Consider the following 19746-nt stretch of genomic DNA (forward strand, 5'->3'; position numbering starts at 1 on the left):
AGATAAAAACGACGAATTGAGTTAATGATTCGTCGTTTTTTACTATAAAGGTAGGGTTAAGATGGTTAATACATATGAGGAAGCACTGAAATGGATGTATAACAGAACTAAATTTGGCATTGTACCTGGACTACAAAGAATGGAAGAAATGCTAGTTAGACTAGGAAACCCCCAGCTAAGTGTCAAAGCAATTCATGTCGCAGGTACGAATGGGAAAGGCTCTACAATTACTTTTCTTCAAAGTATTTTATTAGATGCAGGGTATACTGTTGGAACTTTTACATCACCATATATATTAGATTATCGTGAACAAATCATGTTCTGCGGTGAAATGATTAGTGAACAAGAATTTATTCAACTAGTAAACTGTATGATTCCAGTTGTTGAAGAAGTTGAACAGTTGCCTTGTGGTGCTCCAACTGAATTTGAAATCATTACAACAATGGCTTTTTACTTTTTCGGTAAAATAAAAGAGCATGACATATTTTTAGTAGAAGCTGGTTTAGGTGGGTTAGAGGATTGCACAAATGTAATGACACCCTTAATTAGTATCATTACGAGTATTGGCCATGATCATCAACAAATTCTTGGTGAAACAATAGAAGAAATCACTAAGCATAAGGCAGGAATTATTAAAAAGGGAATTCCAATTGTTACAGCAGAATTGAAAGAAAAAGCTTTAACGATTATTCAAAATGCCGCAATTAAAAATGAAGCTGATTATTTTGAATATGGGAAGCATTTTTTTGCTTCTCCTTTGATAGATTCAGCTTATGAAAAATTTAATTACCAAGGAATTGACAGGCTAATTGAAAATGTTGAGTTATCAATGCTTGGGCACCATCAAGTTAGGAATGCTTCTTGCGCAATTTGTGTTGTTCAATTATTACATAATAAATATGGAATGAAGTTTAGTGAGGATAATATAAAAAGGGGATTAAAAATAGCTAAAAAAGCAGGTAGATTAGAACAAATAGCTTCTAATCCTGTCATTTATATTGATGGCGCACATAATGTTGAAGGAATTAAAAGTTTAGTGGAGACGATGAATAACCGTTTTCATGATAAGGACATAAAAATTCTGTTCTCCGCCTTAAAAGATAAAAATGCCCGAGAGATGTTAGAAGAATTACGAGAAATAACAAATAATATTGTAATGACAACTTTTGATTTTCCTAGAGCGATGAATAAAGACGAATTAATTTCGAAGGCTACTACACTCAATATAAAATATGAAAGTGATTTTTCTATTGCAATAGATAAGGATATAAAGGATATGCAGGAAAACGAGATATTGTTAATAACCGGTTCTTTATATTTTATCTCTGTAGTAAGAAGATATTTGCTAAAAAAATTCGCTTAGGATTGTAAAGGAGGGCCCATAATCTTGATTAGTAAGCATAGTAATAGGTTGATTTGGATCGCATGGATTGTTCTAATGCCTATCATATTTTATTATGCTAATATGGTTACCCCTCTTAGACATATAGATCGTTCAAATTTTTTGATTATAATTGCGTTATTTCTAATTGTAGCGAATATGCCGATTAAAATTAATGATGCTACATTTTCTTTTATTTTCGGAATCTCAATATTAGTATTTTTATCGTATGGTTTAGTTGCAGAACTTTTAATAAGTCAATTAGCCTATTCGATTCTGTATATAAGATTGAGTATTACCAAAAAAACTCTGTACCGAATGCCACTTAATTCGATGATGTTTGCACTATGTTCTATTGGTAGTGCGCTACTTTATTATTTAGTTGGGGGAAAGATTGAGCCTACTGGGACTAAAGAAATATTGAGCAGCTTAATTCCAATCCTAATTTACACACTTGCATCTTTTTGGATTAATCAAATCGTTATTTATTTTATTACAATTTTCTTGTATAAAAGAGAAATGAATTTGATTAATAGGGAATTTAAATGGGATTTGTTTATCTATCTTTTAATGTATCCAATCGGAATAAGTCTTTATTTAATGTTAGAGACAAAAGGATATATTACAATAATTTACATAACAATTTACTATATTATTTTAATGATTATTTTAAACTCTTTATCCTCTGCTTTAAATATGAACAAATATTTAAAGAAAACGATGAAAATAAGTCAAAAACTGTCTCAAAGAATGGAAGAAGAGAAAGTAATCGATGAGTTTTTTGAGCAATTAACTACTTTAATTCCAGTTTCATATGGAAATTTATTTATAGTTGAAGATAAATCGCTTAAATTAAAAAGATATTTTCAAAATAAATGTGATGAAAAAATATTTAGTTGTCCTTACTTTGATACGGTTGAAGGCTCAATATCTGAAAAAGTATTTTTGGAAAAAAGAAGATATAGCTTTAACAGACGATCACAATGGTGCACAAATGATCATTTAAAATTTTTAGAGGCAGAAAGTTTAGTATCAATCCCAATTATAAAAAATCAAGAAGTAGTTGGTGTACTCACAATAGCATCAGAACAAAAAAATGCTTATAAAAAATACCAAGTAGTTCTGATCGAAATCCTTGCTTTATATCTGGCAATTGCGATTGAAAATGCAAGGTTTTACTTACAAACAAAAATCAGAAGTGAAACTGATTCTTTAACCGGCTTATTTAATTTTGAATATCTCGAATCTAATATTAAAGATGAATTTGAACGTTTGAAGACATTCAAGGTAAAGTCAATTTCATTACTTCTAATTGATTTAGATCATTTTAAAAGAGTGAATGATCAATACGGTCATCAAGCAGGTAATGAAGTATTATTTAAAGTTGCTAGACGGATTAAAATGGTAGTGAATCAATGTGGTTTAGTTGCTCGTTTTGGAGGAGAAGAATTTTCAGTACTACTTGTAAATCATAGTGAAAAAGAAACATATGATTTAGCAGAAGAAATTAGAAAATCACTTGAAACTATTCCATTTTACATTACAAATCATATGACTAACGAAGATCAACAGATTAAATTAACAGTAACAGCAAGTATAGGTGCAGCAGTTGCACCATTTGTGGCGAGAGAACCGTCAGACTTAATTCGATGTGCAGACAGAGCTATGTATTCAAAAGCAAAAAATGCTGGAAGAAATAAAGTGGCAATGTATAGCAAATAACCACCGTGAATCCTACGGTGGTTATTTATATAGATAAGATATAGGCAAGTTTTTGTAATTTTTTGTTGCACGATACCTGTTTGTCCTCGACAAATGTCGGCGTGTTTTTCTGAAATTATATGTTAGTATTTTTTTACGTTTTAAAATAAAGTAGTAGGAGGATTCATATGGACAAGTCCTCAAAGATATCAATAAAAATTAATGGCGAGGAAAAAGCGTTTGAAGAAGGTGCTGTGACATCGAAAGAACAGGTAGAGAAGGACGGGGAATTTGGTTGGGTTTTACCAACTCCTGATGGGTTAGGAAAAAAAGTAATCGTTTTAGATGATGTTAAAAAGAAGAAAAAGATTAAGCCAGAGCAAAAGGTGAAGGAGAAAAAGAAAAATAAGATTTCTTTTTTCACAAAAAAGTCACCTTCGAAAAGTATTATTATTTCGATCATAGGTGCAAGTTTAATAGGACTATGTTTTGGGTTTGTATTTTTAGGGATATTTAAACAATCAAAGCCAGATGCACTTAACCCAACTAAAAATAGTGTATCGGTTTCTGGTACAGCAACGACTCAAGTACAAATGAAGATTCCAGCAGTGAAGTTTGATTTGGCACAAGTTGGAATGTATAAAAGTATGGAATCAGCGAAGAAAAATGAAAAAGAAGTATCTACAAATGGCTTTACCCCTGTCATTTATGAAAAAAATAATAATTTTTTTGTCGTTATTGCTTTGAGTGGGAAAGATAGCACGTTTTTAGCAGATGAAGTTAAGAAAAAATTTAAAAGTACTTATTTAAAAGAAGAAACAGTTGGTGGGCAAGTTTACAAAGGCCCAAAACAATCAGTAGATATGTATAAAGCTGAAGTGGAAACATTTAATTTTATGTTATCGTATTTAACAGATCAAAATTTTAATAATGAGAAACAACTTGAACAAATAAGCTCAACGATGTTAATTTTGAGTAACCAAAAAGATTATATTAAAAATAAGCAATTACTAAGTGGGCTTAAGCATTTACAAAACATCGAAAAAGTTATGTCCTCAAGTAGTAAGCAAAATCTAAATAAGGTAACCCAATCAGTCCAATATGATTTGTTATCCTTATTTAAAATATTAAAAGAACAAAAAAATACACTGACAAATTAAATTTTGTTAGTGTATTTCAGTTTGTTGAATTTTAAATGTGTTAAAACCGATATAAATAACAGTACTAACTTAATTGACTTTTTACAACCTGAATACACTGGCAAATTAATTTTTGTTTGTGTATTTTATATTACAAATTGAATGAAAGAAATTAATATTTATCATTAGAAATTTCTTATTGTAATTTACATCTATTCAAATTTTAACCTAATTTTATTTTGAAAAGACTTGATTTGGACATAAAATATATAAAAATGAAATTTTATTATTAGGGTATTTTAATACTTAACAAAACTTTCATTTTTATTACATTTTAATAACGAATATGCAACGAAAAGTGTTTTTTACTAATTTGTGTTATAGTGATTATCTGGGTAGGATAGTCATGTATCCTTCCTTTTAAAAAAAAATAATAGGTGAATGAAATGAAAAAACTTATATTAGCCTCTGCATCTCCTCGAAGAAAAGAACTTCTTAGCATGTTAAATATCCCTTTTATCATTGAAACTAGTGATGTTGAAGAAGTAATGGAGCAGAACTTGCAGTCTTCTGAGATTGTAATGAAATTGGCGGAAGAAAAAGCAATAGATGTATCAAATAAATTTCCAAATGCAGTAGTAATCGGTGCTGATACGATCGTTACTTATAATGATAAAAAACTAGGTAAGCCTACCTCAAAAGAAGATGCATTTGCAATGTTAAAAATGCTATCTGGAAAAACACACGAGGTTTTTACTGGAGTTTCAATTATTAATGAAGGTAAAAGTAGTAGCTTTTATCAATGTACAAAGATTACCTTTAGTGAACTAAGTGATCAAGAAATAATTGATTATATCAATACTAATGAACCGATGGATAAAGCCGGTTCTTACGGCATACAAGGATATGGTGGTACATTTGTAGAGAAAATAGACGGTGACTATTATTCTGTTGTTGGACTTCCGATCAATAAAGTTAAGAAAAAACTAAGTGAACTAAATTTTTAACTTTTGATTTGAGGTGGTATTTTGTCAAATTCGCTTCTCATTAAAGATTTTCCGAAAGATGAAAGACCTAGAGAGCGATTGTTAAAATTTGGTCCCGGTAGTTTGTCTAACCAGGATTTACTTGCGATATTATTAAGGACTGGGACAAAAAATGAATCGGTTTTAAAAGTTTCAAACGAACTTTTATTGAAATTTGATGGACTAAGATTATTAATGAATGCGTCTGTTGAAGAAATATCAAATATTAAAGGGATCGGTGAAGCAAAAGCTGTACAGCTAATTGCTGCCTTTGAATTAGGAAAAAGGATTAACCGACTTCAATATGACGAAAGATTTATTATTAAAAGTCCAGATGATTGTGCTAAATTTATGATGGATGAAATGCGATTTCTTGAACAAGAGCATTTTGTATGTTTATACTTAAATACGAAAAATCAAGTTATTGCCCGCGAAACTATTTTTAAAGGTAGTTTAAATGCTTCGATTGTCCATCCTCGTGAAGTTTTTAAAGAAGCTTTTCGTAGATCTGCAAGCTCGATTATTTGTTTACACAATCATCCGAGTGGGGATCCAACTCCAAGTCGAGAAGATATCGAAGTAACAAAACGATTAGTTGAATGTGGAAAAATAATTGGAATTGAATTACTAGACCATATCATTATTGGTGAACATAAGTATGTCAGTTTAAAAGAAAAAGGTTACGTTTAAGGGTGTTCATTAGTAGCTAATTGTTTTATAATGTAAGTTATGGATAAAAACCTGTTATTTACTAACGATAAGAGAATATAGTATAGATACTTTAAATATGAATTTAAGTTGTACGTTTTAGAAAGGAAGATACATATGTTTGGATTAGGTGGATTTACTCGTGATTTAGGAATAGACTTAGGTACTGCGAATACTTTAGTCTTTGTAAAAGGAAAAGGAATAGTAGTTAGAGAACCTTCTGTTGTTGCTTTAAAAACAGATACGAAACAAATTGTTGCTGTAGGGAATTCAGCAAAACTTATGATTGGTCGTACTCCAGGGAATGTTGTTGCAACTAGACCAATGAAGGATGGGGTTATTGCTGACTTTGAAACAACAGCAACAATGATGAAACACTACATTGATCAAGCTCAAAAGAGCAACGGATTTTTCTCACGTAAACCTTATGTAATGGTATGTGTGCCATCAGGCATTACTGCTGTTGAAAAAAGAGCTGTTATTGATGCAACAAGACAAGCGGGTGCACGTGATGCATTCCTAATTGAAGAACCTTTTGCCGCAGCAATTGGTGCTAATTTACCGGTTATGGAACCAACTGGTAGTATGGTTGTTGATATTGGTGGAGGAACAACTGAAGTTGCAATTATCTCATTAGGTGGAATCGTTACTAGCCAATCGATTCGTACTGCTGGTGATGATATGGACGATGCGATTATTCAATATATTAAAAAGAACTATAACTTATCAATTGGTGAACGTACTGCCGAACAGTTAAAGCTCGAAATTGGTTCAGCTATTAAAACGGAATCAGATGAACAAATGGATATTCGTGGTCGTGATTTAATTTCAGGTTTACCTAAAACAATTACAATCCATGGAGAAGAAATTGCAGCAGCATTAAGTGATACAGTTGCGGCAATTGTTGAATCTGTAAAAAATACCTTAGAGAAAACGCCACCTGAATTAGCAGCAGACATTATTGATCGTGGAATCGTTCTTACTGGTGGTGGAGCACTTCTTCGTAATATTGACAAAGTAATTGCTCAAGAAACAAATATGCCTGTAATAGTTGCGGAAGACCCTCTTGACTGTGTTGCAATGGGTACAGGTAAAGCATTAGATAATATCGATATTTTCAAAAAGAATTATTCTTCTTCAAGCTCTTCATATCGATAAAGTTGATTGGTAATATAAAAATTAGGCTAGTTTTCTAAAAAGATGAACTACTAAATAAGTTCTTTAATAAGAAGATTAGTTCAAATTTGTAATCCTCACTACAATTAGTGAGGATTACATTCATGAAATCGTTAGAACAAAAAGTTGAATTGTTATAAGAGGGTGTAAGAATGCCACAATTTTTTCAAAATAAACGTTTAATGATTGTCTTAGCTGCTATTATCTTACTAGTGGCACTTCTAGGTTATTCTTTAAGAAGTAATAGAAACCTTTCAATTCCTGAGCAGTTTATTAAAGATACAGTAAGTTTGACTGAAAAAGTATTTAATAAGCCCGCACAACTTATTGCGGGTTTATTTAATAATATGGCGGACTTAAAAGATACATATGATGAAAATCAAGTTTTGAAAAGTAAGCTAGATAAATATGTTGAATTATCTGTACGTGAGAAAGCATTAGAAAAAGAAAACAAAGAATTAAAAGACATGATTGGAATCAAAAAAAGTTTAAGTGATTATGATACATTTCAAGCTACAGTTACAATAAGAGATCCGGATAAATGGCAACAAATCATTACCATTGATAAAGGATCGATAAGTGGAATTGAAAAAGAAATGGCAGTTATCACTTCTAAAGGATTAATTGGTAAAGTTAAAAATGTTTCTAAATTTTCATCAACTGTACAATTATTAAGTTCTTCAGATCGAACAAATCGAATTTCTGCTAAAATTCAGCAAAAGGATACGGTTTTTGGTTTGATAGAAGGTTATGATGTTGAGAAACAAGCTTTATTATTCAAACGAATTCCATCAAATGCAAAAGTAAAAAAAGGACAAACAGTCGTGACTTCAGGTCTTGGTGGTGTTTTTCCAGCTAATCTAGTGATAGGAAAAGTTGAGGAAGTTGTTCCTGATGAACATGGACTAACACAAACAGCTTATATTAAACCGCAAGCAGATTTTAATGACATAAATCATGTACTAGCTGTTAAGCGTTCAATTGATCAGCCACAGAAAGGAGAGTAATTAGTAAATGAGTAAGTATGGTTTACCTCTCCTTTTAACATTTCTGTTTATCTTAGAAAATATTTATGTATCAACTGTTTCGCCAAACATTCTTGGTCACGATGCGATAATTGTTCCTCATTTTCTATTTTTTGGTTTATTATTTATTACTTTATATTACAATCCGAAGAAGGCGCTTATTTATGGTGTTATTTTTGGGTTCATTTATGATATTGTTTATACAGAGATTATAGGTATATATTTAGCTGCTTTTCCGTTATTTATCTTTTTAATAAGTCAAGCAATTAAAATACTTTACGCGAATTTATTCGTTCGAAGTATTCTTGTTTTAATATGGACAGCAGCCTTAGAATATTTAGTATACGGATTAAATGCGTTATTCGGATTTACTAATATGAATAATACATACTTTTTGAATCATCGATTATTTCCGACATTATTACTGAATGCACTATTTATATTAATTTTTGCATATCCTTTCTCATCATTATTAAGAACGATTAGTGAAAATAATGAGGAAAAATAAAGGATTTTTCGGGTGCATGTCGAATTATACAATCGGGGTGAACACTTATCATGGAACAGAGGCAACAATATGTTACAATAAAAGGAACGAAAGATGGTCTAACACTGCACCTCGATGATACATGTTCTTTTCAAATTTTAGTAGATGAAATTGAAGAAAGACTGTCTACCCACTTGTTTGAGAGCAATGATCGTCCCTTACTTGCAGTTCGTTTAAAAATAGGAAATCGTTTTTTATCTCCCGAACAAGATGAAATTATTCGTTCAATTGTTCGTAAAAAGAATAATCTTGTGGTTGAAACAATCGAAAGTAATGTGATTTCGAAGCAAGAAGCTATTGAATGGATGAAAAGGGAGGAAATTGTACCTATTTGTAGAATGGTAAGATCCGGTCAGATTCTCCAAGTGAAAGGTGATTTACTGTTAATCGGTGATGTTAACCCAGGTGGAACTGTTATTGCGGGTGGAAATATCTTTATTATGGGTGCACTAAGAGGTACTGCTCATGCCGGTTTTAATGGTAATAAGGAGGCAGTCATTGCGGCATCAATAATGAGACCAATGCAGTTGAGAATTTGCAGCATAATGAACAGAGCACCGGATCATTATGGTGATGAAGGCAATGAGATGGAATGTGCGTATATAAACGAAGACAGCCAAATCATTGTCGATCGCATACAATTTCTGACTCATCTTAGACCTAGTTTGACAAGGTTAGAAAGGGGCATGATGTAACTGTGGGAGAGGCTATAGTAATTACATCTGGTAAAGGTGGAGTTGGTAAAACAACTACATCAGCAAATTTAGGAACAGCATTAGCGATGTTTGGAAAAAAAGTGTGCTTAATTGACACGGATATCGGCCTACGTAACTTAGACGTTGTCATGGGATTAGAAAATCGCATCGTCTATGATTTAGTGGACGTTGTTGAAGGTCGCTGTAAAACGCATCAGGCACTAATAAAGGATAAGCGTTTTGAATGCTTATATTTATTACCTGCTGCACAAACAAGCGATAAAACTGCTGTTTCTCCTGAACAAATGAGAGAGCTTGTTGATGAATTAAAAAAAGACTATGATTATATATTAATAGACTGCCCTGCTGGTATTGAGCAAGGATATAAAAATGCAGTAGCAGGTGCAGATAAAGCGATCGTTGTCACAACTCCTGAAGTTTCTTCAATTCGTGATGCAGATCGTATTATTGGATTATTAGATCAAGAGGATATTGAACCTCCTAAACTAGTAATCAATCGTATTAGAAGTCATATGATGGAAAATAGAGATAGCTTAGATGTTGATGAAATTACTTCAATGTTAGCTGTAGATTTAATTGGTATTGTCCAAGATGATGAAAACGTTATTAAGGCAACTAATAGTGGAGAACCTGTAGCAATGAATCCAAATTCAAAAGCTTCTATTGCATATAGAAATATTGCAAGAAGAGTGCTAGGGGAATCTGTACCATTACAATCATTAGAAACTGAAAAGAGTATTTTCTTTAAAGTGAAAAAATTATTTGGTATCCGATAACACTTCGTAAAAAACGAAGTGTTTTTCTTTTTTTCGATCTTTCAAATGTCCTCTTTAATCACTTCCAAAACCCTAATACCTTTGTCCACTTTTCAAATTATCTACACATAAGTTGTCCTACCCAATCATATAAATTAATTAACTAGTTTGCGAGGAGAGGTGACACTTTGAGTAAGCGCGTAGATGATATAAGAAAGCGGATCGCTAAACGGCGTGAACAAGAAGAAAAATGGGGAAATCCGAATCAATTGATGAGCAAATTTCCGGTAAAAGAAGTGCAAAACACTGAGGGCGGATACACTTATACTTATGATGATTTGGTAGAAGAGCAAGGTAAGAAAATAATGAATAACTCTAACTTTATGTTTAGAAGTTTATTATGCGCGATTATTGTACTAGCTTTAGCTATCATCTTAAAAAGTAACTCACCTATGGCATCTCAAGTTCGGCATGGTCTATCACAAGTTTATGAAAGTGAATTTCAATTTGCTTCATTACAAAAATGGTATGAAGATCGGTTTGGAAGTCCAATTGCTTTTTTACCGCAATTAAATGATCAAAAAGAGAATGTTGGAAATGATAATTATGCTGTTCCTGCAAGTGGTAAAGTACTGCAAAGTTTTAAAACGGACGGCCAAGGAATATTGATTCAAACTGAAGCTAACCAAAAAGTAGAGTCAATCAAAAAAGGTCGAGTACTTTTTGTAGGAAAGAAAGATAATTTAGGAAATACGGTCATTATTCAACACGCCGATGGTTCAGAATCTTGGTACGGAAAATTAGGAACAACTAACGTAAAAGTTTATGACGAAGTGGATAGTAAAAAGGTTATCGGAACGGTATCATCCAATGATGAAGGGAATCTAGGTACGTATTATTTTGCAATTAAAATGGGGGAAAAATTTATTGATCCGAAAAAGGTGATTTCATTTGAATAAATGGCTAATTCTTCCTTCCAAAATTTCTGTTCATCCACTATATTTATTAATTGCATGTATTGGTATTATGACAGCTAATTTTTGGTCAGTATTGTTTGTATCAATTATTATTTTTTTCCACGAATTAGGTCACGCCATTGCTGCTACTTCATTTAATTGGAGAATTAATAAAATTACGCTACTTCCGTTTGGGGGAGTTGTAGATCTTGATGAACATGGAAATCGACCAACTTATGAGGAGTTTATTGTTACAATCTCTGGCCCCATTCAACATTTAACTTTATATATAATCGCTAACTTCCTATTTCAAATGAATATAATGCCTGAAAACCTTTATACACTATTTATCAATTACAATCTTAGTATTCTTTGTTTTAATTTATTACCAATATGGCCATTAGACGGTGGGAAATTAATATATCAGTTATTTTCATTGATCTTTCCGTTCGTTAGAGCTCATATATATAGCTTGTACTCATCATTTGTATTTTTATTATTATCCTCATTACTTACGATCATAATACAGCCTATGAATATTACAATTTGGGTTTGTCTATTATTTTTAATCGTTTCTTTATGGGGAGAATGGAAAAATAGGCATTTTGTTGTTATACGATTTTTAATGGAACGGTTTTATGGAAACAAACAATATATCCAAAAAATCAAATCGATCTCCTTGAATAAAGAAACAAAATTATTTCAAGTTTTTTCTAACTTTCAAAAAGGATATAAATACAACGTAGTCTTTTCTCTTGATAAAAAAAATCAACAAATGTTAGATGAAAATGAATTATTACATGCATACTTTACTGAGAAGAAAGCAACCTATTCGCTTGAAGAACTAATTAGTTAGTTAAATACTTGCTTTCAAAATTTTATCGTTTATGGGGTTAAATCCCTGGAAAATGATATAGTTTGCACAAAAAAATGGTCTCAATGTGAGGCCATTTTTTAAATTTGTTTTATTCAATTATTCCTATACATACCACGAAGAGTCTTTTGGAATATAGTCATAGTAATACAATATAGAAGGAATCCTCTTTTGAATTTTTATATCGTTTGAAACTCGTCTGCCCCATTCATCGTCTTCTCCAAAACTGATGTTAAGAAATTTATGTGTCGAGGCAATCTTTTTTGAATAGCACATTAAATGGTTTGGTTTTCGATAATAATAATTTTCATCTTCCCCATGTGCAAACTCTTTCCCGTATTTACAAACTTTAGAATATTGGTTATTAAAATTTACTAAAACGTCAAATACAATACAGTCAACATTTGGCGTTTCATTTATTGCTGAGCACAATAATTCGATATAATTTGGTTCTATCCGATCATCGTCATCTATAAATACTACATAATCTCCTTTTGCTTGCTCAATTAGAACATTTCTTTTTTCACCAATGCTTCTTTTTTTATTTTCCAAAAGTACTAATATTTCAACAGGATATGTTTTACTCTGTTTATCTAATTCATTAATAATACGATTTAAATACCCCATTCTTTCGGGGACGGTTGGAATAAGAATTGATAGAATTATATCCATATAATCGCTCCTATCTAAATCAGGATTAAGTAAAAGAAAGGGTAATACAGGAAAAGAAAAGGGGAAAATAACGTTTCTTTAAGGAAGAATGTAAGAGAAATCTTAATATAATATTCAAATTCTAATATTCATGTGAGTAGACTAACTAACTAGATATTAACTAGCTTTTTTCTATTTAAATGAATAAAATGATAGATACTATACATAGTTAGGAAGATGAATTTGAAGAAAGTTATTATGAATGTAAAACATTCAGAGAAAAGAATTGCTGTAACTGAAAATGACCAGCTAGTAGAATGGTTTTCTTCTGCAGACAAAAATACATATGTGGGAAATATATATGTAGGACAAATCCAAGAAGTAATGCCGAAATTGAATGCCATTTTTGTAAATATTGGTTTAAATAAAAATGGCTTCATGAGATTGGAAGATACAATCGAGGGTAAAGAATTTGAAATCAATAAAGACGAATTAATAAGAAAAAAGTTCCAAAAAGGACAATATATTTTGGTTCAAGTAATAAAGGATGCGTTTGATGAGAAAGGTCCTAAACTAACAAATAATCTTGAGTTCTCTGGTGATTACGTAGTATATTTCCCTCTTACAAAACAAGTTGCTGTATCAAATAAAATAAAAAAAGAATCGAAACGAAATAAATTATATTCATTAGGTCGAGATTACACTAGTGATAGTGAGGGGCTAATTTTTAGATCCTCATGTGAAAATGCCGAAACGGATGAGATTTTAAATGAGTTAAAAGGCTTTCAAACATTTTATGAGTCATTAAAAAATCAAAGTTTTAAAAAAATCACTTGTGTATGGGAAGCGAATTCCTTGTTTACTAAGTTTTTTAAATTACATCCTAAAGATACAATCAGTGAGTTAATCATTGATGATTTAGCTGCTTATAAAAATTATTTGCCGGAAGATCTTCAAATAATTAGTTATAGAGGAAATGAAAATATTTTTGTGGCTTTTAAAATTGAAGAACAAATAGAAAAATCCTTTAAACAAATTGTATGGTTAAAAAATGGTTCATTTCTATTAATCGAGCAAACTGAAGCTATGACAGTAATCGATGTAAATACAGGTAAATTTAGCGGGAAAAATAATCGTGAAGAAACTGTATATCATACAAATCAATTAGCTGCAATTGAGATTGTTCGCCAATTAAGACTTCGTGATATTGGTGGAATGATTATTATTGATTTTATAAATATGAAGTCCATTGAACAGCAAAAAAGTATAGGTGATCTATTAAAGGAAGCGTTTAAAAATGACCGAGCATATACAAAGCTATTTGGATTTACAGACCTTGGTTTATTTGAACTTACACGCAAAAGAACAGCTCATTCACATATCGAAGCAACACATCAAAAGTGCCCTGAGTGCAATGGTAGTGGGCTTGTAAAAAACACAGTTCAGACAGTTTTTGAGCTAGAAAGAGCGCTTTGGGAACTCTCAACAAGTCGTGATATTGAGGCTTTACTTGTTGAATGTAGTGAAGATGTTGCAAAAGCGTTAAATGGAGATCAAAATAATCATGTTCAAAGACTAGAAAAAGCAATGTTTATAAAAATCTGTTTAAAAATTATATCTTCAAAAACACCATTTTATAATATAGTTAGAACTGGTACGATCAAGGAAATAACAAGCTATTTAGAAACTGTCATTAACTGAAGTAGTTGTTGACATTCGACATGCGTCGTGGTAACATCATAATGTTATTGTTTGTAGCGCACCCGTGCTACAACCGCGCATAATAGGTATTAAATTGCTATTTTTAGCATGCCTATTGGTGGCGAGTCTTAGACTATTGAGGAGGTGCAATTATGTACGCAATTATTGAAACTGGTGGTAAACAAATCAAAGTTGAAGAAGGTCAAGCAATCTACATCGAAAAACTTGATACTAACGCAGGTGAAACTGTAACATTCGACAAAGTTTTATTCGTAGGTGGCGAAAACATCAAAGTTGGTAGCCCAACTGTTGAAGGAGCTACTGTAACTGCAAAAGTTGAAAAGAACGGTAAAGCTAAAAAGATTCTTGTATTCAAATACAAATCTAAAAAGAACTACCGTCGTAAGCAAGGTCATCGTCAACCTTACACTAAAGTTGTTATCGAAAAAATCAACGCTTAATTTTAAGTAATGACTAAAATAACAATTGAACGTTTAAAAGATGGACGTATAGGTTCCTTTAAAATAAGTGGACATGCATTTTTTTCTGATGCTGGGACTGACATTGTTTGTGCCGGTATATCAGCAGTTTCAGTAGGAACTGTAAATGCTTTGGAAGCAATTTGTCGTATAGATTCTGAATTAAATACAGTGATTGATGAAAAGAAAGGTTTCTTGAAGTATCAATTACCGATTGATTTAAATGAAGATAATATGCAAAAAGCGCAACTTATCCTTGAAGCGATGATCGTATCTTTACAAACTATCGCTGCAAGTTACGGTGACTATGTCACTATAAACGAGTAAAACAGGAGGTGTAACCATGTTAAAATTAAATCTTCAGTTATTTGCTTCTAAAAAGGGAGTAGGTTCTACAAAAAACGGTCGTGACTCAATGTCAAAACGTCTTGGCGCTAAACGTGCTGATGGACAATTCGTAACTGGTGGTTCAATTCTTTACCGTCAACGCGGCACTAAGATTTATCCAGGTGTAAACGTTGGTCGTGGTGGAGATGACACATTATTTGCGAAGGTTGATGGCGTAGTTAAATTCGAACGTTTAGGCCGTGACCGCAAACAAGTAAGTGTATACCCTGTAGCTCAAGAAGCTTAAGAAACTAACTTAGAGACTCTAACCTTTTAGGTTAGAGTTTTTCTGTACTTAAGACATTTTTATTTTTAATAATTGCTTTTCAACATAGAAAAAGGTGTTGTAATAGCAACCTCTCAAACAATATGCTCCGAGACTCGGCGTTTTTACAAGCTACACACTAGTTTGAGACTTTCAAAATGATCAATCAAAATGCCGAGTCTAACTTTTTTATTACCTTCATAAATGCCAAAAATGTAAACCTATAGGAGAATACAATGCAGGAGAAATGGGACGTTCTAGAGGTATTAAGACATTCACGTCATGATTGGTTAAATCGAATTCAATTAATAAAAGGATACATGGCCACAGGTCAATCTGACCAACTAGAAGAAACGATTACGAAAATTGTTGCTGATTCTTTAAATGAAGCTAAAATTTGTTCGTTACAAATTCCAGAGTTTGCAGAATTTATCATTACCTATAACTGGAAGCCTCGTACAATTGTACTAGATTATGAAATTTTAGGGGAACCATGTTCGCTTAAAAATTTAGACGAAGTGATGACAGGATGGATTCAAAATTTTTTAGAAAAACTAGAATCTTGGGTACATATTTATGAGGAAAATTTTGTTAGTTTAACAATTGAAATAAATGATAAAACAGTTAGTTTCTTTTTTGACTTCAGAGGTAAACTAACAAAGAAAGAAGATATGTTGAAGTGGATTGTTTCATCATCAAATGACAGCTCAAAAATTAGAATGATGTCATATTTTTGTGAGACAGAAGAGTGCAGTATCGAATTTAAAATGGAAAAATAAAAGAGTGGTGGATTTATGTTTATTGATCAAGTCAAGATATATGTAAAAGGTGGAGACGGTGGAAACGGTATGGTAGCCTTCCGTCGTGAAAAATATGTTCCAAAAGGTGGCCCTGCTGGTGGAGACGGTGGTAAAGGAGCTAATGTTGTATTTATAGTAGATGAAGGTTTAAGAACATTAATGGATTTCCGTTATAAACGTCATTTTAAAGCAGATCGTGGTCAACATGGTATGTCTAAAAATCAACATGGTAAAAATGCAGAAGATATGATTGTAAAAGTACCACCTGGGACTATCGTAACAGATGCTGATTCAGGTGAATTAATAGCTGACCTTACAATGGATGGTCAAACAGCTATTATTGCAAGAGGAGGCCGTGGAGGCCGTGGAAATAGTCGATTTGCATCTCCTGCAAATCCAGCTCCAGAAATAGCTGAAAATGGTGAGCCAGGTAAGGAAAGAAACATTAAATTAGAACTTAAAGTTTTAGCTGATGTTGGATTAGTTGGTTTCCCAAGTGTAGGTAAATCAACATTATTATCTGTTGTAAGTTCTGCTAGACCAAAAATCGCTGAATATCATTTTACAACAATTGTTCCTAATTTAGGTGTTGTAGAAACTGAAGATAATCGTAGTTTTGTAATGGCCGATTTACCAGGGTTAATTGAAGGGGCACATCAAGGTGTTGGACTTGGGCATCAATTCCTACGTCATATTGAAAGAACTCGTGTAATTGTTCATGTAATTGATATGTCAGGTCTTGAAGGTAGAGACCCATATGATGATTACTTAACAATTAATCAAGAGCTAAAAGAATATAATTTACGTTTAACTGAACGACCTCAAGTAGTCGTTGCAAATAAAATGGATATTCCAGAAGCTGAAGAAAACTTAATTAAGTTTAAAGAACAAGTTGGAGATGAAGTTCAAATTTTCCCAATTTCTGCGGTAACACGTCAAGGTTTACGTGAATTACTATTTACAGTTGCAGATTTAGTTGAAACAACTCCAGAATTCCCACTTCATGACGAAGAGGAAGACAAACCATTACGAGTTCTATATAAATATCAAAAAGAAGAACCTACTTTTGAGATTACTCGTGAAAGTGATGGAACGTTCGTCGTAAAAGGTGAAGAACTTGAAAAACTATTCAAAATGACTAATTTTGAACGTGAAGAGTCAATTCGTCGATTTGCACGTCAAATGCGTGGAATGGGGATCGATGAAGCACTACGTCAACGTGGCGCGAAAAACGGAGATATCGTTAAAATTTCTGAATACGAATTCGAATTTATTGATTAAAAATTCCTATATAAAAAGAGGGTGCTGGGCACCCTCTTTTTTATTTATGAATAAATAAAATACTACAAATAAGACTTGGGAATCACAAGTTTATATCTGCAAATGAATAGTGAACTGCAAATAAATTTCGAGAATCGCAAATATGATAAAGTTTTACCCATACTAGTAAAGGTATTTTGACTTAACATTGTAGAAAAAATTGGGCCAAATAAATGGGAAAGGAGCAAATTTACTCTACTTTTTCCTATTTCGACTAAAAAATCATTAAAACTTGCAAGAATGATCAGTAACAAGATCGAAAACATCAACTACAAATTAAAGTCTGACTTAGATACCCCTGCTCTACAATAAAAAAAGGGATGTCCATGTGTATACTCTGACATATGAGACAGCCCCTTTATGATCAAAGAAATCTACCAATACCTTTTCAATCCACTTAAACCTACAATTTAAGGCATGTCTACTATAAAACCTTCATTTTTTAATTGTAAGATTGCACTTTCTAGCTGCTGTTCACTATCTGCTTCAATCGTATGAAGATGTGTTCCATTTGTTAAATTTGACAGTGGGACAGAGCTTGTTTCTCCCATTTTTTGAAGAAATAAGCTTATATCATAACGGTTCGCAATTTGTAATTGGGCTGTGATATATCCATAGACGGGATGTTCAACCATTACATCCTTAACTGTAACACCATGATCGACTAATATTTCTAGTTCTTTTTGAGTTTCTTCAGCTGTATGGTGACAAATAATTACTTTTCTAATTTTGTCAGTTTCCTTATTTGGATGTATATAAATATAACCTTGAGCAGTTGCTAGTATAGGTTCATTTTTCGCTTTTAAAAGTGTAATATCACCTACAACAACTTGTCGACTAACATTTGCTCTTTTAGCTAAGGAATTGCCTGATAAGGGTGACTCAGACTCCTTTAACCATTGTAAAACTTTCTTTCTTCTTTCTTCCCCTAAAAGTTTTTTATTCATTTTAATTTCCTCGATTAAAAATTTTGATTTATGATTAATTTTAACACAGACGAAAATTTGATTAAGTCTTCTTCTGTTGTATGTTTCCCGACTGAAACTCTGAAGAATTGTTTTGCTTCATGAGGGTCTTTTCCAATTGCTAACATCGTTTCTGAAGGTTTCTGCATGCCAATTGCACAAGCACTTCCCGTTGAAATGGCAAATTGATGTCGATTACATTCAAGCATGACAAACTGACCTTCAAGTCCAATGATCCTCATTCCAATTATATTTGGAATACACTCTCCATCAGAACCTTCAAATTTTATAAGATGGTGAACATCTTGTAATTGTGATTTTAAAACATTTTTTAAATAGTGACATCTCTTTTGCTCTTCGTCTAGATTATTTATTATATGTCCAGCTGCAGTTACGAATGATGCAATTGCTGGAACGTTAACTGTACCGGGACGAATCCCACTTTCATGAGATGTACCGGGATAGATTGGTTGACAAGATAATTTAGGATTTAAATAAAGTGCTCCGATCCCTTTTGGTCCATATAATTTATGACCTGAAATACTAATACTAGAAATTTCATATTTTGAGACATCTATTGCTATTTTTCCAAATGATTGTACACAATCGCAATGAAGTAAAATATTTGATGAATTAAATAAATTTGCGATCTCGTTAATCGGTTGAATTGCTCCAATCTCAGAATTTACATGTTGAAAAATGCCTAATACAGTATCCTCACGAATTGCATTTTCAATCACTTCTAATGAGATAATCCCGCTATTTGTTACCGGCAAATAAGATACTTCATATCCTTGTTCTTCCAGTACTTTTAAATAATTACTAATTGAAGAATGCTCTAAAGTTGTTGTTAATATATGTTTTCCGACTTTTTTTGTACTCTTCAAGAGGGTTTGAATAGCAATTAAATTTGATTCAGTTCCTCCACTTGTAAAGTATATTGAAGCGGGGCTAGCACTTATAAATCCTGCTAATTGTTTGCGGCATGCTTCAAGTAGCAGTGAAGCCTTTGAGCCAATATCGTGTAAACTTCGCTCATTTCCAAAGTAATTTTTAGAGGCAGTGACAAATGTCTCAATTGCTTCTTCACTCATTGGAGTTGTAGCAGCATAGTCTAAATAAATCAATTTAAAGCCTCCTTTTTTACTCATTAAAAAAAAAATTTCTTGTCATTA

21 protein-coding genes and 1 other annotated feature are annotated in these 19746 nt (G+C 32.2%); of the genes, 18 read left to right on the top strand and 3 right to left on the bottom strand.

Translation table 11 applies throughout. The annotated features are described in order from the left end of the window. The first annotated feature begins 61 nt into the window (after positions 1 to 61). The 12 genes from EP747_RS00600 (at position 62) to EP747_RS00655 (ending at position 11985) form a co-directional block, all read left to right on the top strand. Entirely contained in the window at positions 62 to 1363 is a 1302-nt protein-coding gene (locus tag EP747_RS00600; RefSeq protein ID WP_129688062.1) for a bifunctional folylpolyglutamate synthase/dihydrofolate synthase, read from the top strand. A gap of 24 nt (positions 1364 to 1387) precedes the next feature. Continuing rightward, positions 1388 to 3103, top strand: a complete 1716-nt coding sequence (locus EP747_RS00605; RefSeq protein ID WP_129688063.1) for a sensor domain-containing diguanylate cyclase — start codon at positions 1388 to 1390, stop codon at positions 3101 to 3103. A gap of 167 nt (positions 3104 to 3270) precedes the next feature. Then, entirely contained in the window at positions 3271 to 4242 is a 972-nt protein-coding gene (locus EP747_RS00610; RefSeq protein WP_129688064.1) for a hypothetical protein, read from the top strand. Between the two features lie 425 nt (positions 4243 to 4667). After that, positions 4668 to 5228, top strand: coding sequence for a Maf family protein (locus tag EP747_RS00615; protein WP_129688065.1), 561 nt, complete (start codon positions 4668 to 4670; stop codon positions 5226 to 5228). A gap of 21 nt (positions 5229 to 5249) precedes the next feature. Further along, positions 5250 to 5936, top strand: coding sequence for a RadC family protein (gene radC, locus EP747_RS00620; RefSeq protein WP_419179226.1), 687 nt, complete (start codon positions 5250 to 5252; stop codon positions 5934 to 5936). A gap of 135 nt (positions 5937 to 6071) precedes the next feature. Continuing rightward, positions 6072 to 7112 (top strand): rod shape-determining protein, encoded by a 1041-nt coding sequence (locus EP747_RS00625; protein ID WP_129688067.1) that lies wholly within the window; start codon positions 6072 to 6074, stop codon positions 7110 to 7112. 170 nt (positions 7113 to 7282) lie between these two features. Next, complete coding sequence (mreC, locus tag EP747_RS00630; protein WP_129688068.1) at positions 7283 to 8137, top strand: rod shape-determining protein MreC; 855 nt, start codon at positions 7283 to 7285, stop codon at positions 8135 to 8137. A 7-nt stretch (positions 8138 to 8144) separates the two neighbouring features. Continuing rightward, positions 8145 to 8663, top strand: a complete 519-nt coding sequence (gene mreD, locus EP747_RS00635) for a rod shape-determining protein MreD (protein ID WP_129688069.1) — start codon at positions 8145 to 8147, stop codon at positions 8661 to 8663. A gap of 47 nt (positions 8664 to 8710) precedes the next feature. Continuing rightward, positions 8711 to 9397, top strand: a complete 687-nt coding sequence (gene minC, locus EP747_RS00640; RefSeq protein ID WP_088014420.1) for a septum site-determining protein MinC — start codon at positions 8711 to 8713, stop codon at positions 9395 to 9397. Between the two features lie 2 nt (positions 9398 to 9399). Further along, on the top strand, positions 9400 to 10194 hold the full coding sequence (gene minD / locus EP747_RS00645) for a septum site-determining protein MinD (protein ID WP_056472557.1): 795 nt from the start codon (positions 9400 to 9402) through the stop codon (positions 10192 to 10194). Between the two features lie 167 nt (positions 10195 to 10361). After that, a complete protein-coding gene (locus EP747_RS00650) occupies positions 10362 to 11132 on the top strand; it encodes a M23 family metallopeptidase (RefSeq protein ID WP_235832717.1) in 771 nt (256 codons plus the stop codon). Next, positions 11125 to 11985 (top strand): site-2 protease family protein, encoded by an 861-nt coding sequence (locus EP747_RS00655; protein WP_129688070.1) that lies wholly within the window; start codon positions 11125 to 11127, stop codon positions 11983 to 11985. Before EP747_RS00650 ends, EP747_RS00655 begins: the two co-directional genes overlap by 8 nt. A 123-nt stretch (positions 11986 to 12108) precedes the next feature. On the opposite strand, the gene EP747_RS00660 is transcribed toward EP747_RS00655, so the two are convergent. Further along, positions 12109 to 12675: a glycosyltransferase family A protein gene (locus EP747_RS00660; RefSeq protein ID WP_129688071.1), complete on the bottom strand. Its 567-nt coding sequence runs from the start codon at positions 12673 to 12675 to the stop codon at positions 12109 to 12111. Positions 12676 to 12897: 222 nt separating this feature from the next. On the opposite strand from EP747_RS00660, the gene EP747_RS00665 reads away from it, so the two are divergent. From EP747_RS00665 to obgE, 6 genes are all read left to right on the top strand, one after another. Further along, positions 12898 to 14355, top strand: a complete 1458-nt coding sequence (locus EP747_RS00665; RefSeq protein WP_165346754.1) for an Rne/Rng family ribonuclease — start codon at positions 12898 to 12900, stop codon at positions 14353 to 14355. A 61-nt stretch (positions 14356 to 14416) separates the two neighbouring features. Further along, positions 14417 to 14494, top strand: a sequence feature (ribosomal protein L21 leader region). A 13-nt stretch (positions 14495 to 14507) separates the two neighbouring features. Next, positions 14508 to 14816 (top strand): 50S ribosomal protein L21, encoded by a 309-nt coding sequence (rplU, locus tag EP747_RS00670; RefSeq protein ID WP_025672164.1) that lies wholly within the window; start codon positions 14508 to 14510, stop codon positions 14814 to 14816. Positions 14817 to 14825: 9 nt separating this feature from the next. After that, positions 14826 to 15161, top strand: coding sequence for a ribosomal-processing cysteine protease Prp (locus tag EP747_RS00675; protein ID WP_056472574.1), 336 nt, complete (start codon positions 14826 to 14828; stop codon positions 15159 to 15161). 16 nt (positions 15162 to 15177) lie between these two features. After that, positions 15178 to 15468, top strand: coding sequence for a 50S ribosomal protein L27 (gene rpmA, locus EP747_RS00680; RefSeq protein WP_025672162.1), 291 nt, complete (start codon positions 15178 to 15180; stop codon positions 15466 to 15468). Positions 15469 to 15722: 254 nt separating this feature from the next. Further along, positions 15723 to 16265, top strand: coding sequence for a Spo0B C-terminal domain-containing protein (locus EP747_RS00685; RefSeq protein WP_129688073.1), 543 nt, complete (start codon positions 15723 to 15725; stop codon positions 16263 to 16265). A 15-nt stretch (positions 16266 to 16280) separates the two neighbouring features. Beyond that, the gene (obgE, locus tag EP747_RS00690; RefSeq protein WP_129688074.1) at positions 16281 to 17567 is read left to right on the top strand and encodes a GTPase ObgE; all 1287 of its coding nucleotides are present in this window, start codon (positions 16281 to 16283) and stop codon (positions 17565 to 17567) included. A 449-nt stretch (positions 17568 to 18016) separates the two neighbouring features. On the opposite strand, the gene EP747_RS00695 is transcribed toward obgE, so the two are convergent. Further along, positions 18017 to 18559 (bottom strand): transcription repressor NadR, encoded by a 543-nt coding sequence (locus EP747_RS00695; RefSeq protein ID WP_129688075.1) that lies wholly within the window; start codon positions 18557 to 18559, stop codon positions 18017 to 18019. 8 nt (positions 18560 to 18567) lie between these two features. Further along, positions 18568 to 19722, bottom strand: coding sequence for an IscS subfamily cysteine desulfurase (locus tag EP747_RS00700; protein ID WP_419179227.1), 1155 nt, complete (start codon positions 19720 to 19722; stop codon positions 18568 to 18570). Positions 19723 to 19746 lie beyond the last annotated feature (24 nt).

The sequence above is a fragment of the Gottfriedia acidiceleris genome (genome assembly GCF_004138285.1).
Lineage (GTDB): Bacteria > Bacillota > Bacilli > Bacillales > Bacillaceae_G > Gottfriedia > Gottfriedia acidiceleris_A.

Coding starts and splice junctions, on each gene's coding strand:
- EP747_RS00600 (WP_129688062.1), top strand. CDS start 62: ATGGTTAATACATATGAGGAAGCACTGAAATGGATGTATAACAGAACT.
- EP747_RS00675 (WP_056472574.1), top strand. CDS start 14,826: ATGACTAAAATAACAATTGAACGTTTAAAAGATGGACGTATAGGTTCC.
- EP747_RS00685 (WP_129688073.1), top strand. CDS start 15,723: ATGCAGGAGAAATGGGACGTTCTAGAGGTATTAAGACATTCACGTCAT.
- obgE (WP_129688074.1), top strand. CDS start 16,281: ATGTTTATTGATCAAGTCAAGATATATGTAAAAGGTGGAGACGGTGGA.
- EP747_RS00660 (WP_129688071.1), bottom strand. CDS start 12,675: ATGGATATAATTCTATCAATTCTTATTCCAACCGTCCCCGAAAGAATG.
- EP747_RS00625 (WP_129688067.1), top strand. CDS start 6,072: ATGTTTGGATTAGGTGGATTTACTCGTGATTTAGGAATAGACTTAGGT.
- mreD (WP_129688069.1), top strand. CDS start 8,145: ATGAGTAAGTATGGTTTACCTCTCCTTTTAACATTTCTGTTTATCTTA.
- EP747_RS00700 (WP_419179227.1), bottom strand. CDS start 19,722: ATGAGTAAAAAAGGAGGCTTTAAATTGATTTATTTAGACTATGCTGCT.
- EP747_RS00615 (WP_129688065.1), top strand. CDS start 4,668: ATGAAAAAACTTATATTAGCCTCTGCATCTCCTCGAAGAAAAGAACTT.
- EP747_RS00610 (WP_129688064.1), top strand. CDS start 3,271: ATGGACAAGTCCTCAAAGATATCAATAAAAATTAATGGCGAGGAAAAA.
- rpmA (WP_025672162.1), top strand. CDS start 15,178: ATGTTAAAATTAAATCTTCAGTTATTTGCTTCTAAAAAGGGAGTAGGT.
- mreC (WP_129688068.1), top strand. CDS start 7,283: ATGCCACAATTTTTTCAAAATAAACGTTTAATGATTGTCTTAGCTGCT.
- rplU (WP_025672164.1), top strand. CDS start 14,508: ATGTACGCAATTATTGAAACTGGTGGTAAACAAATCAAAGTTGAAGAA.